The 12,643-nt window shown below is 68.6% G+C and carries 9 protein-coding genes; 5 read left to right on the top strand and 4 right to left on the bottom strand.

Annotated features, from left to right (window positions below; translation table 11 throughout):
- Nucleotides 1-37 precede the first annotated feature (37 nt).
- Nucleotides 38-1,063 carry an alcohol dehydrogenase catalytic domain-containing protein gene (locus tag FCG67_RS06050; RefSeq protein WP_136907992.1) on the top strand — a complete coding sequence of 342 codons (1,026 nt, stop codon included), beginning with the start codon at nucleotides 38-40 and terminating at the stop codon, nucleotides 1,061-1,063.
- 84 nt (nucleotides 1,064-1,147) lie between these two features.
- Here FCG67_RS06050 and FCG67_RS06045 read toward each other — a convergent pair whose 3' ends face one another.
- Both FCG67_RS06045 and FCG67_RS06040 read right to left on the bottom strand, forming a co-directional pair.
- A complete protein-coding gene (locus FCG67_RS06045; RefSeq protein ID WP_136907990.1) occupies nucleotides 1,148-2,173 on the bottom strand; it encodes a beta-ketoacyl-ACP synthase III in 1,026 nt (341 codons plus the stop codon).
- Between the two features lie 152 nt (nucleotides 2,174-2,325).
- Complete coding sequence (locus tag FCG67_RS06040; protein ID WP_136907988.1) at nucleotides 2,326-3,309, bottom strand: isopenicillin N synthase family dioxygenase; 984 nt, start codon at nucleotides 3,307-3,309, stop codon at nucleotides 2,326-2,328.
- A 195-nt stretch (nucleotides 3,310-3,504) separates the two neighbouring features.
- Between FCG67_RS06040 and FCG67_RS06035 the strand changes: the two genes are divergently transcribed.
- From FCG67_RS06035 to FCG67_RS06020, 4 genes are all read left to right on the top strand, one after another.
- Nucleotides 3,505-4,566, top strand: coding sequence for a glycoside hydrolase family 183 protein (locus FCG67_RS06035; RefSeq protein WP_211243133.1), 1,062 nt, complete (start codon nucleotides 3,505-3,507; stop codon nucleotides 4,564-4,566).
- 35 nt (nucleotides 4,567-4,601) lie between these two features.
- Nucleotides 4,602-5,210: a class I SAM-dependent methyltransferase gene (locus FCG67_RS06030; protein WP_136907985.1), complete on the top strand. Its 609-nt coding sequence runs from the start codon at nucleotides 4,602-4,604 to the stop codon at nucleotides 5,208-5,210.
- Between the two features lie 97 nt (nucleotides 5,211-5,307).
- Nucleotides 5,308-7,143, top strand: a complete 1,836-nt coding sequence (locus FCG67_RS06025) for an acyl-CoA dehydrogenase (RefSeq protein ID WP_136907983.1) — start codon at nucleotides 5,308-5,310, stop codon at nucleotides 7,141-7,143.
- Between the two features lie 215 nt (nucleotides 7,144-7,358).
- Nucleotides 7,359-8,591 carry an oxygenase MpaB family protein gene (locus FCG67_RS06020; RefSeq protein ID WP_246044882.1) on the top strand — a complete coding sequence of 411 codons (1,233 nt, stop codon included), beginning with the start codon at nucleotides 7,359-7,361 and terminating at the stop codon, nucleotides 8,589-8,591.
- Between the two features lie 17 nt (nucleotides 8,592-8,608).
- Here FCG67_RS06020 and FCG67_RS06015 read toward each other — a convergent pair whose 3' ends face one another.
- Both FCG67_RS06015 and FCG67_RS06010 read right to left on the bottom strand, forming a co-directional pair.
- Entirely contained in the window at nucleotides 8,609-10,678 is a 2,070-nt protein-coding gene (locus FCG67_RS06015; protein WP_425467800.1) for a VanW family protein, read from the bottom strand.
- A gap of 615 nt (nucleotides 10,679-11,293) precedes the next feature.
- A complete protein-coding gene (locus tag FCG67_RS06010) occupies nucleotides 11,294-12,085 on the bottom strand; it encodes a glycoside hydrolase family 19 protein (RefSeq protein WP_136907981.1) in 792 nt (263 codons plus the stop codon).
- Nucleotides 12,086-12,643 lie beyond the last annotated feature (558 nt).

Genomic DNA, 12,643 nt, shown 5'->3' with positions numbered 1-12,643 from the left:
TGGAGAGGCCATCACATCCTTCGAGTAAGGACACGTCATGACTTCTCCAACCATCCGGGCGATGCAGGTCAGCGAGCCGGGCGGGCCGTTCGTCCAGTCCACGATCACCGCGGCGGAACCCGGCCCCGGTCATGTGCGCGTCGTGGTCGAAGCGTGCGGGGTCTGCCATTCCGACGCGTTGGTCACCGGGGGACAGTTCCCCGGAACCGCTTTTCCCCTCACCACCGGCCACGAGATCGCCGGCCGGATCGAATCCGTCGGCGACGGCGTCGACGGATGGCGGGTCGGCCAACGGGTGGCGGTCGGTTGGTACGGCGGCAGCTGCGGATTCTGCGACGCGTGCCGCGACGGCGACGGGGTCAATTGCCCGCGGTTGCAGATTCCCGGCGTCGCGTACCAGGGCGGATACGCGGATTCGGTCGTCGTCCCCGCCATCGCCCTCGCGACGATTCCCGACGAGCTCACGGCCGTCGAGGCCGCTCCCCTCGCGTGTGCAGGCGTGACCGTGTTCAACGCCCTCCGTCGGAGCGCCGCCAGGCCCGGCGACGTGGTCGCGATCCTCGGGCTCGGCGGATTGGGCCATCTGGCGGTCCAGTTCGCCGCCAAGATGGGCTTCGTCACCGTCGGGATCGCCCGTGGTTCGGAAAAGGCGCCATTGGCAAGCGAATTGGGTGCCGATCACTACATCGACAGCACCGCGGAGGAGGTCGCGCGAGGGCTGCGGGCGCTGGGCGGCGCGAAGGTCGTGCTGGCCACGGTCACGAACGGTGACGCCATGACCGCCACCGTCGACGGGTTGGGACGCCGGGGTGAACTCATCGTCGCGGGGGCGACGCCGGACGTCCTGCGGATCAGTGGACTGCAGTTCATCACGGGCACCAAGAGGATCTACGGTCACGCATCCGGAACCGCCCTCGACACCGAGGCGACCATGCGTTTCGCCGCGCAGACCGGGGTGCGGGCCTGGATCGAGGAGGCTCCCCTCGCCGAGGCAGGACAGGCCTTCGACAGGATGCTCACCGGCAAGGCCCGCTTCCGCATGGTCCTGACCACCGGCAACTGACCGGCGGACCGCGAAGGGGCACCGAAGCGCGAAGTCGCGCGACGATGCCCCCTCGGCCGGGCGCGGGGGTGTTCCCCGCCCCGATCAGCTCTCGGCCAGCACCGGCATCTTGACGACCTGGCCGGCGTAGGACAGGCCGGCGCCGAATCCGAGCAGCAGCGCGGTCGCGCCGGGCTGAACCTGGCCGGTCCGCAACATCTTCTCCATGGCGAGCGGGATCGACGCAGCCGAGGTGTTGCCGGTCTCGATGATGTCGTCCGCGACCGGAACGCCCTCGGGCAGGTCGATCGACCGGACGATCACGTCGTTGATCCGCAGGTTCGCCTGGTGCGGCACGAACGCGTCGATCTGGTCGATCCGCACGCCCGCGCGGTCCAGAACCGTCTTGGCGATCTTGCCCATCTCGAATGCCGCCCACCGGAAGACTGCGGTGCCCTCCATGATGATCCAGGGGCGCTTCTGCGCCGGGTTCAGCGCGAAGCCGACCCAGTCCGGCTCCTGCCTGATCGAGCGGCCCTGCGCGCCGTCGGAGCCCCACACCGTCGAGCTGATGCCGACCTCATCGGAGACGCCGACGACCACAGCGCCCGCACCGTCACCGAAGATGGCCCGCACCGAGCGGTCGGTGGGCTCGGTCGAGTCCGTCATGCGGTCCACCCCGACCACGAGCACCTTGTTCGCGGTGCCCGCCCGGACCAGGTCCGAGGCCACCCCGAGGGCGTAGCAGAAGCCCGCGCACCCGGCGGCGACGTCGAAGGCAGAGGGGCCGCCTGCGCCCAGCATGTCGGCGAGGATCGCCGCGCCCTGCGGCGTCTGCATCGGGTAGGTCGACGTGGCCAGGATGACCACGTCGAGCTCGGCCGGCTCGACTCCCGCGGCCGCGAGCGCGGACCGGGCCGCCGACTCGGACATGTCCAGCACGGACTCCTCCGGGTAGGCCTTGGCGAACCGCCGCTCCTTGATCCCCGTGCGCGACTGGATCCACTCGTCGGTCGACTCGATCGACTGGCAGATCTCTTCGTTCGTCACCACGCGCTCGGGTCGGTGCACCCCGAGTCCGAGCATGGCGGTATTGCGGATTTCGGTGGAGTTCGTGATCACTGCACCCATGGTCTATCTCCTCTTGTTCACAGTTTCGCTTCGGGATGCTCGGGCGAAACCCACGAACTCTCCTCGCTCGACACCGTAGCGCTCAAAGAAACTGGACGGTGATCCAGCCCACAATGGTGACGCAGTACACAATCACGCATCGGCGGCGCGGTTCAGCTGCTGTACCCCCAGCGGGCCGCCACGTCCGGGTGCGCACGCACCCTGCTCTTCCACGCGTTCGCACCGTAGGTGTCGAAGATGGGGTTTTCCGGGTCGGCGCTGACCCCCCGCGCCCGCCCGGCCAGCTCCGCGGGCAACGTCAGCACCGGCACCACCGCGTCGAGTGCGGGGTTGAAGAAGTAGGGCACCGAGATCCGCTCGGGCGAACCCGGGGGCGAGAGCACCCGATGCCTGGTCGCCCTCAGGTATCCCGCGGTTGCCACCTCGAGCAGCTCGCCGATGTTGACGATGAACGCCCCCTGCAGCGGCGGGGCGTCGATCCAGTCACCGTCGCGACCCTCCACCTGCAGCCCGCTCGACCCCTGCTCGACCAACAACAGGGTGAGCACTCCCGAATCCTTGTGCGCGCCAACACCCTGGTCGCTCTCCCGTTCCGCCGCACCGCCGACTCGATGGCCGGGATAGCGCACCACCTTGATCAGGGTCGCCGGGGCCGTCGCGAAAGCGGGGTCGAACACGTCGGCACTCGCCCCCAGCGAGACCGCCCACTCACGCAACAGTTCCAGGCCGAGCCGCGACAGTTCGGCGTCCCAGCGGATGATCGTCGCCCGTAGCTCGGGCAGCGCCTTCGGCCAGCGGTTCGGTCCCTGCAGGTTCCAGTACCCGACCGCGCCGGGGATCGCCGCACGCTCTGGCCCGATGTCGATCTGCTCCCGCCAGTCGGTCCGTCCCTCGGTGAGCTCTCCACCGAGCCGCGTGTAGCCCCGGAAATGCGGACTGCCGAGCATCTCGATCGACATCTTCTCCTCGACGGGCAGCGCGAAGAACCTGTGGGCCACCCCGAGCACCTCGTCGATCAGCGCCCTCGGCACGCCGTGGTCGGTCAGGTAGAAGAAGCCGAGATCGTGCGTCGCCCGGCGCAACGCCAGTCGCCCCCGCGCACTGGTCAGTTCGCCGAAGTCGACCACCGGCAACATGAATCCAGGGTATCCCCGGTGAATCCCTGCAATACCGGCTAACCCTGATTAGGATCTACGTGGCGTGCGCGTTGCCGCTCACGCCACGGGAACTCGTGTTCCATGACCAAAAGTCACGATGGACGTCGATGGGGTGGTGTGATCGTGGGAGCTTCGAAGCGATTGGTACAGGTCTCGGCTATCGGAGCGGCGGCGATGCTCCTGCTGGCCGGGCCTGCAGCGGCCGATCCGAACACCGTGAACCCGATCCCGGGGCTCAACGGGACCAACGGGCTGCCGGTGCTGAACGGCCGCTCCTCGGCCATCGCCCAGGCCACCGGCCTGCTCAGCCCCAATCGAACCCAGGACGCCAACGTCCTCGGCACCGACCTCGGCATCATGTGGGACAACGGAAACGGCGAGGTGCTCACCGCGTTCGGCGATTCGGCCGGGCTCGGCGTCCCGAACCTCTTGAACGGAAGCCTCTGGTCGTGGCGGAGCAACACCCTCTTCCGCAGCGCGGATCGAAATCTCGCCGACGGCATGAGCTTTGACAGCTCGCCGCGCGACTTCCTCGGCCAGGCCAAGGAGCTGATCCCCAGCCCGAAGATCCCGTACGTGGAGATCAGCAGGATCCCGACCGCAGGCGTCGCGGTGGACGGCGTGCAGTACATGTCGCTGATGTCGGTCAAGAACTGGGGCGAGCCGGGCCAGTGGGAAACCAACTACTCCGGACTCGCGTTCTCCACGGACAACGGGGAGAACTGGACCGTCGCCCCCGAGACCAACCGTCCGGCCACCGCCGGTAACCGGAACTTCCAGATGAGCGCGTTCGTCAAGGACGGCGGCTTCGTCTACCAGTACGGCACCCCGCCGGGCCGTGGCGGACTCGTGCACCTGGCCCGGGTGCCGGAGAAGCAGATCCGCGACCTCGGCGCCTACGAGTACTGGAACGGCCACGAGTGGAAGAAGGGCGACCCGAACGCGGCCGCGCCCATCGTGTTCGGCGGTGTCGCCGAGCTGTCGGTGCAGTACAACCAGTTCCTCGGGCAGTACCTGATGCTCACCACCGACAATTTCAACTCCGTGGTGATGCGCCGCTCGCCGTCACCCACCGGCCCCTGGGGCCCGCCGGAGGTGCTGCTCGAGGCCCGTGAGCTGCCGACCGCCTACGGCGCGTACATCCATCCCTGGTCCACCGGGCCCGATCTGTACTTCCTCACCACCGTGCACTCCAACTACAACGTCCTGTTGATGCGCACCACCCTCCATCCGTGAACGCCTGCCGGCAACGCACGGCTACCGTCACGGCGATGGACGCACAGGACTGGGACGAGAAGTACGCGGGCACCGAACTGGTCTGGGGTGCGCCCGCCAACGCGGTGGTGATGGAGTTCGCGACCTCCCTGCCGGCGGGACGTGCCCTGGATCTCGCCTGCGGCGAGGGCCGAAATGCGTTGTGGCTGGGCACTCGTGGCTGGCAGGTCACCGCGGTGGACTTCTCCTCGGTGGCACTCGAGAAGGGGGCGAGGGCCGCCGCGCCACTGCCGCGGTCGGTGCGCGAACGACTCGAGTGGCGGCACGCCGATGTGACGAAGATCGAATTCCTGCCAGAGTATGACCTGGTTCTCGTCGTTTACCTGCATCTTTCGCCGAAAGAGCGGCCAGAACTGCTGCGCCGGGCCGCGGCCGCACTCCGGCCGGGCGGCACGCTGCTGATCCTCGGGCACGACGCCACCAATATCGCCGAGGGCGTGGGCGGGCCCCAGGACATCGAGATCCTGTACACCCCAACGGAGCTGGTCGACGAGCTGGGCGACGCGGTGGACCCCACCGTCGCGGAACGGCGGTACCGGCACACCGAGACCGGCACCGCGATCGATGCGCTGGTCGTGGGAAGGCGCCCCTATCTTGGCAGCTAACTGAATGCCGAGTAATATCGGCTAAGTTACCGACGAGTAGCTACTTGGGCGGTACTTGACACAGCATGACCGCACCGTCTCACCGGGAGAAAAAGACATGGGCCATTACAAGAGCAACGTCCGTGACCTGGAGTTCAACCTCTTCGAGGTACTCGGTCTCGAGAAGCCGCTGAGCGAGGGCGCCTGGGGCGACCTGGACGCGGACACGATCCGCACCATGCTCAGCGAGGTCGCCAAGCTGGCCGAGGGCCCGCTCGGCGAGGCGTTCGCCGACGCGGACCGCAACCCGCCCGTCTTCGATCCCGAGACCCACACGCTGGCGCTGCCCGAGTCGTTCAAGGCCTCGTTCAAGGCCATGTGGGACGGCGAGTGGTACCGGATGGGCCTGCAGGAGGAGATCGGCGGCGTCGCCGCTCCCCGCGCCCTTGTCTGGTCCATCGCCGAGATGCTGCTCGGCGCGCAGCCTGCCGCCTTCATGTACGCCGCCGGCCCGTCGTTCGCGGGTGTGCTGTTCGAGAACGGCACCGAAGAGCAGAAGAAGTGGGCCGAGACCTGCGTCGAGCGCGGCTGGGGCGCCACCATGGTGCTGACCGAGCCGGACGCAGGCTCGGACGTCGGCGCCGGCCGCACCAAGGCCATCAAGCAGGACGACGGCAGCTGGCACATCGAGGGCGTCAAGCGGTTCATCACCTCGGCGGTCTCCGACGACCTGTTCGAGAACATCTTCCACCTGGTGCTGGCCCGCCCCGAGGGCGCAGGACCGGGCACCAAGGGCCTGAGCCTGTTCTTCGTGCCGAACACCCACTTCGACTTCGAGAAGAACGAGCTGGGCGAGCGTAACGGCGTCTTCGTCACCGGTGTCGAGCACAAGATGGGCCTCAAGGCCTCCGCGACCTGTGAGCTCACCTTCGGCGGCAACGGCATCCCCGCCAAGGGCTGGCTGGTCGGCGAGGTCCACAACGGCATCGCCCAGATGTTCGACGTCATCGAGCACGCCCGCATGATGGTCGGCACCAAGGCCATCTCCACCCTGTCGACCGGCTACCTCAACGCGCTGGCGTACGCCAAGGAGCGCGTGCAGGGTGCCGACCTGACCCAGATGACCGACAAGGCCGCGCCGCGCGTGACCATCACCCACCACCCGGACGTCCGCCGGGCGCTGGCGATGCAGAAGTCGTACGCGGAGGGCCTGCGCTCGGTGTACCTCTACACCGCCGCGCACCAGGACGAGGTGCTGGCCCAGCTGGTCTCCGGCGCCGACAAGGACCTCGCGTTCCGCGTCAACGACCTGCTGCTCCCGATCGTCAAGGGTGTCGGCTCCGAGCGGGCCTACCAGTACCTGACGGAGAGCCTGCAGACCCTCGGCGGCTCGGGCTTCCTGCAGGACTACCCGATCGAGCAGTACATCCGCGACGCGAAGATCGACTCGCTGTACGAGGGCACCACCGCGATCCAGGCGCAGGACTTCTTCTTCCGCAAGATCGCTCGCGACCGTGGTGTCGCCCTTGCCCACGTGGCGGGCGAGGTCAAGAAGTTCATCGAGCGCGAGGATGCCGACAACCGCCTCAAGTCGGAGCGTGCCCTGCTCGCCACCGCGCTCGAGGACGTCCAGACGATGGCCGCGACCCTGACCGGCTTCCTGATGGGCGCCCAGGAGCAGACCACCGAGCTGTACAAGGTCGGCCTCGGTTCGGTGCGCTTCCTGATGTCGGTCGGCGACCTGCTCATCGGCTGGCGTCTGCTGGAGCAGGCCGAGATCGCCATCAAGGCGCTCGACGCCGGTGCCGCCGACAAGGACAAGTCGTTCTACGAGGGCAAGGTCGCCACCGCGTCCTTCTTCGCGAAGAACGTGCTGCCCGAGCTGACCGCGAACCGCGCCATCATCGCGAACACCGACAACGACATCATGGAGCTCGACGAAGCCGCGTTCTAAACGGCACGAGCTCGACCGGGCCCGCGGGCCCGATCCGGATCAACGGCGATGCCGCACACCGACACGGTGTGCGGCATCGCCGTTTCCGTACCGGATGGATCGCGGGCGCCGGGGCCAGGACCAGGTATTGACAACATGCGTTGTCATCCTGCATGTTGACCATAGGCCCGCACGCAGATCCGCGGGCACCGGATCCCCCGAGCGAAGGGCGCACCGTGACCAAGAGCCTGTCGGATACGACCGGAGCAAGCGCGCCGCAGCGGTTCATGCGGGATCCGATCGCCGCGCGCCGGGTCGCGGCACCCCTGCGCCTGCTCGTCGGCGCGGCGCCGAACCCCACCGGCGACGAACGCGACCGGCTCGGCCGGGCGCTGATGGAACGCGACGAAGCGGGCGACGCCCTGGTCCGAGCCATCCGCGAGGACCACATCGTGTCCATGCCGATGTTCCGTCAGGCCCTCGAACACGGCATCGACTCGATCCCCGATCCGCCGGACCCGCTGCGGGAGTTCTTCGGGGAGCTGGCCCGGACCCCCGACTGGGTGGACGAGGCGAAATTGGCGCACGGCGCACGGGTGCTGCGCCGGGTGGGCATGGACGCCTCCCTGGTCCTCGGCTACGGCTCACTTCTCGGCGGCTACAACAATTCCGGGCCGTTGCCGGTGCTGATGGCCTCGGGCAAGCTCACCGGCGAGCAGACGCTGCGCCGGGTCTCCGAGACCAGCGTGTGGTGGCGCGCGGTCACCGCGCCGGGCGGACTCGAGCGCTTCGGCGAGGGCTGGAAACTCACGGTGCACGTGCGGGCGATGCACGCGTTCCTCAACTACCAGCACGAACACGACCCCGCCTGGCACAGCGACGTGCGCGGGCTGCCGATCAACCAGTTCGACCAGGCGGGCACCCTCGGACTGTTCTCGACCACCTTCCTGATCCACACCCGGGTCCTCGGCCTGCGCTACACCAGAGCGGACGCCGACGCCGCGATGCACCTGTGGTGCTACGTCGGCTGGCTGATGGGTGTGGACGAGCACTGGCTGCCGTTCACCGAGGCCGCCGGACGGCGGATGATCTACCACATCGGGACCGCGTCACCGGCGGCGGACGCGAACAGCCTCGCCCTGGCGAAGTCGCTGATCGAATCGCCGAAGCTGATCCACCACAAGAACTTCCAGCGGATCCGCCGCACCTACGACTACGAGCGCGGGCTGAGCCTGGCCACCACGCTGCTCGGTCCCGCGGGAGTGCGTGCGCTCCGGGTGCCGATGCGGCCGCCGTGGTACCCGGTGTGGCGGGCCGCCGCGAACACCGTCAAGCATCGCGTCATCGCCCGACTGCCCGGCGGGCAGCGCTGGGTCGATGCCCGCGCGGAACGACAGCTGGACGACGCCCACCGCCGCCTGCTCGGCGGCGAGCGACCCCCGATCGGACAGATCACCCACTCGGGCTGAGCCCGCTCCCGCGGCCGTTACTCACACTTGACGATGGGCACCGGGTCGTACTTGACCGTGCGGGTGTCGCGCGAGATCTCCTGCCCGGTGGCGTGATCGGTGATCACCCTGGTGTCACTGGTGGTGAAGCCCTTCGCGCCGCTGGAGGCGATGCAGCCCGGACCCTTGGGAAGGGTCACGGTGTTCGGGTCGGTTGGCGCGTACCGCTCCCCCGGGATGGACTCGACGTCCACCGTCTTGGTTCCCCAGAGCCGCACCGTCACATCGGATCCGGTTCCGACGGCCTGGATCAGCACACCGGTCGGCGAGTCGTTTTTGAACTTCAGGTCGATCGCACCCTCGAACACGGTCGCCTCCCTGGCCGCGGGGTACCGGGAGATGTAGTAGCTGTGCTCGGTGTGGCCCGCGTCTTCCATGCCCGCGAAGTAGGCGGCGTTGTAGAGCGTGGTGGCGAGCTGGCTGATGCCACCGCCGACCGCCTTCGCCGGGCGGCCGTTGTTGATCACCCCGGACTCGACGTAGCCCTCCGCCGATCCACGCGGACCGGTGTGTCCGTTGAGCGAGAACGTCTCCCCCGGCTTGACGACGGCGCCGTTGATCTCGCTGGCCGCCAGACGGATGTTGACCCCCGAGGCCGCCTCGAATCCGCCGCTGGTGAACTCGCCGATGACCTGCCGGATGCCGAGCTTGTCCGCGGCGGCCGTGGTCAACGCGGGCTGCTTCTGCTCGTAGACCGCGGCCGTGGTGCGCGGTCCCGTCAGCGCCATCAGCGTCGGCAGCTGCTCGAGGGTCTTGCGCCACTCGATCATGTCGCCGGTCACCGCGGGCACCACCGTTGGCGCGCCCCCGGACAGGCTGAACGTCGCGTCCTTGGGCTGGACCTCGGTGGCGGCGAGTTGCGGCGCGAGCACTCCGATCGCCGCGTCGACGTTGTACTGCGGGGTGAGTCCACCGTTCCCGTCTGGCACAAAGGTGAGAACGCCGCCGACCTGGTCCCGGCGCAACACCGCGGACTTGTTGTCCCGGCCGGTCACCACGAGATCCGTCGCCACGGCGGGGACCGCGACCTCGTTCATCGCCCGGTCCACGCCGTCCTGCCCCACCGAGACGGGTACCACGCTCACGGGCAGGTCCACGCTCTCCCCGTTCGCCCAGTTCTCGGCGAAGGCGGTCTCCGCGGCCTGTCCGTCGAGATTCTGGCCCTGCCGGGGCGTGACGGCGATCGGCGTCGCCCCCTCGAACACGACGTTGCCCTCGAGCGGTGCGCGGTCGGTCTGCAGCCGGATCCCGTCGATCGCCTCGGTCAGCTTCACCGGGTCCGTGGTGGTGACGACGCCGATCTCGCGCTCGGAGAACAGCGACGTCAGCCGCGTGACGGGGTTCAACGGCTGGGAGCCGGCCCGGTCAAGCGTGGCCGACCAGTCGACGGCGAGGCCCGCCTCGCTCGGCACGATCTCGGTCTGCACCTCACCGGCCTGCACCGGGACGGGCTGGTCGGCCCTCGGCCCGATCTGTGCGCGCAGCTTCGCCTCCGCATCGGCGGTACTCAACCCACCGACGTCGACACCGGCCACCGTGACGCCCCGCGGGACCGAATCGCCGGACAGGACGTAGTCCGCCCCGTAGGCGACGAGCCCCACCGCGGCCAGCGCGGCGGCGCCGATCGCGATCTTGGCGAGCGGGGATCGGCCCGACGACCCGGGCTGCGGCGACCCGGGGCCGTCCTGCGGGCCCATCGGCGGGCCGACCGGAGGGACGGGCGGAGGTCCGGATGCGGCGGGTTCCGGCCGTGGTTCGGCGGGCGGGCCGGACCGTGGCGCGGCGCCCTCTCCGGCCATGAGCACGGTGTCGGGGTCGGCCGGATCCGACGGTCCGGCGGCCGCCCCCGGTATGTCGCTGTATGCCTGCACAGGCGCCTGGAAGGCCTCGGACGGCGCATCAGCCTGCCGATCGGGGCGCACGACCGGGATGATCGTTGTCTCGGCCTCATCCGGCGTGGCCTCGTCACCCTGGTCTAGCTGCGGCTGCTCCGGGCGCTCGATCCGCGCGGTCGGGGCCTCTGCCTCCTGGTCTTGATCGAGGACGATGCGAACCGTCTTGGCGCCGTCGGCGTCGCCGACGGAATGGCCGGGCACCTTCCCGCCATCCTCGGTCGGGGGTGCGACATGCCCGTTCGCATGCCTACCGCTCCCGCCGTTACCGTCCGTCACCCTGGCCCCTCCTACCGAATTGCCGCTGGGCCAACCGCCTGTTTTCCGAGGTCCAGCGTAACGCGACGCTCATGGGGCTGCAGATTCGTAGCGTCGCCAGACCGGGGAACCGTCGGATTCCATCTCTGGTCACCGCCGGACAGCGAGGCGGCGTCATCACGAATGACTCAGCCCCTCCGGAACTTTGGCGAAGAATGTTGGTCGGGCGTCCAGTCAGGCGGACGCCAACACGCGGATATGGGTAGTCCCGCATTGCAACCGGGTCGGGGGTCAGGCTGCAACGCGGGACTACACGGGTATCGACCGACGTCGAGATCCCGTTACACACCGGGATCAGAATCCTTCTCGGCCGTCCCAGAACTCGGGATGAAGCCGCGTCACCTGCGCAAACACTCGCGAGACTGTGCCACCCGCCACACAGGAGCAGATCGGGACGGCCGGATCCCTTCTCCGCGAACATCTTTGCCGACGAAACTGCCCGGCCGCCGGGAACTACGGGCGGATCAGCACGTCCAGACCACGCTGGAAGTCCGCCACCCGCCGCTCGAGAGCGTGGTGACCACCGTTGACGAGCTCGGACACCCGGACGATTCCCGCGGAATCGGCAACCTGGTTGAGGTCCCTCGACTGCCAGTACCAGACCGCGGTGGTGAACGCGTTCTCCGGCGCTTCGACGAGCTCGGGGTGCGCGACGAAGTCGACGCCCGTGAACTGGCTCAGACTCTCGTAGTTGTGGCGGCCGGTGATCTGGATGGCGCCGCGACCCTTGTAACGCTCACCGTCGCCCGCCTGGGTGTTCCCGAGGTCAGCCCGCCCCTCGTAGGCGCGGCCGGATGCGTACTCCTCGAAGGTCCGGAACGAGTCGGATTCGACGGCGAGCTGCGCGATGAACGCCGCCTGGCGGACGGGGTTGTCGATTCCGCCGCGCTCCATAGCCGCGTTCAGGGGAGCGACATACTCTGCGATCTTCTCCGCGGGCATACCGGGCACGATGCGTGCCAGCTCGTCGGGGGTGACGCCTGCCGGCGCCGGTGCGGGCGGCTGAGGCGCGGGCTCGGCCGCGGCAGCCGGCTCGGCAGGAGCCGGATCCACGGGAGCCTGCTCGGCCGCACGAAGCGTCTCGACCCGAGGGGGCGCGGAGGCGTCGAGGGGACCGTAGAACCCGGCGGGCACTGCGTTGGCGGCGTTGGCGACACCACCGGGTCCGATGACTGCCGCCCCGGTGGCGATCAGGGTGGCTGCGGCGAGGGCTACACCGAAATGACGCGAGCGTGAAACATTCAAGGGTCGGGCTCCAAGATTCGACCGAATGATGTCTCGGCCTCCGAACGGTGCCGCGGGCGCTTGGTCGAGGATGTCGCCATCCCTGTCAAGTCACCGTCAAGCAGCAATTAGGTCACAACCAGGTAACGTCGCCGGCGACCCAGATTTCAACCAATTGCGATGAGCGTCACAAATAGTGCTTTGGCGTGTCGGGTTGACATTCGGTTCCCAGAGGGAGTGGTCGGCCTGCCCAGCGCGGCAGTCCTCCACCACGGCCACCACGGCAGGACTCGCCCCCGAACGGACGGGCCGATGCGCCACCGGTTACCAGTGACGTTGTACTCCAACGAGATTCACCCGCCGCATCGCGATGAACCGGCACGGCGGGGCCGGGTCGGTATCGCGATCGGCGACGTCGTTTCCGGAGCGCTCCGGTGACCGGCAGGCATCGCCTCACGACCTCGCAAGCCAAACAGGGCGGTCGGTTGGTGTCCTACGCAACACCCGCAACGGGCCTGGTCGGACCTCGATTCAACACAGAACGGAGCACTCGAGCCCTCACCGTGACATATCCGAGAC

Source organism: Rhodococcus oryzae (genome assembly GCF_005049235.1).
Classification (GTDB): Bacteria; Actinomycetota; Actinomycetes; order Mycobacteriales; family Mycobacteriaceae; genus Rhodococcus_G; species Rhodococcus_G oryzae.
Note: the sequence above shows the minus strand (reverse complement) of the source record. Positions and strands in the feature narration are given on the sequence as shown.

Coding starts and splice junctions, on each gene's coding strand:
- FCG67_RS06050 (WP_136907992.1), top strand. CDS start 38: ATGACTTCTCCAACCATCCGGGCGATGCAGGTCAGCGAGCCGGGCGGG.
- FCG67_RS06045 (WP_136907990.1), bottom strand. CDS start 2,173: ATGGGTGCAGTGATCACGAACTCCACCGAAATCCGCAATACCGCCATG.
- FCG67_RS06040 (WP_136907988.1), bottom strand. CDS start 3,309: ATGTTGCCGGTGGTCGACTTCGGCGAACTGACCAGTGCGCGGGGGCGA.
- FCG67_RS06035 (WP_211243133.1), top strand. CDS start 3,505: ATGCTCCTGCTGGCCGGGCCTGCAGCGGCCGATCCGAACACCGTGAAC.
- FCG67_RS06030 (WP_136907985.1), top strand. CDS start 4,602: ATGGACGCACAGGACTGGGACGAGAAGTACGCGGGCACCGAACTGGTC.
- FCG67_RS06025 (WP_136907983.1), top strand. CDS start 5,308: ATGGGCCATTACAAGAGCAACGTCCGTGACCTGGAGTTCAACCTCTTC.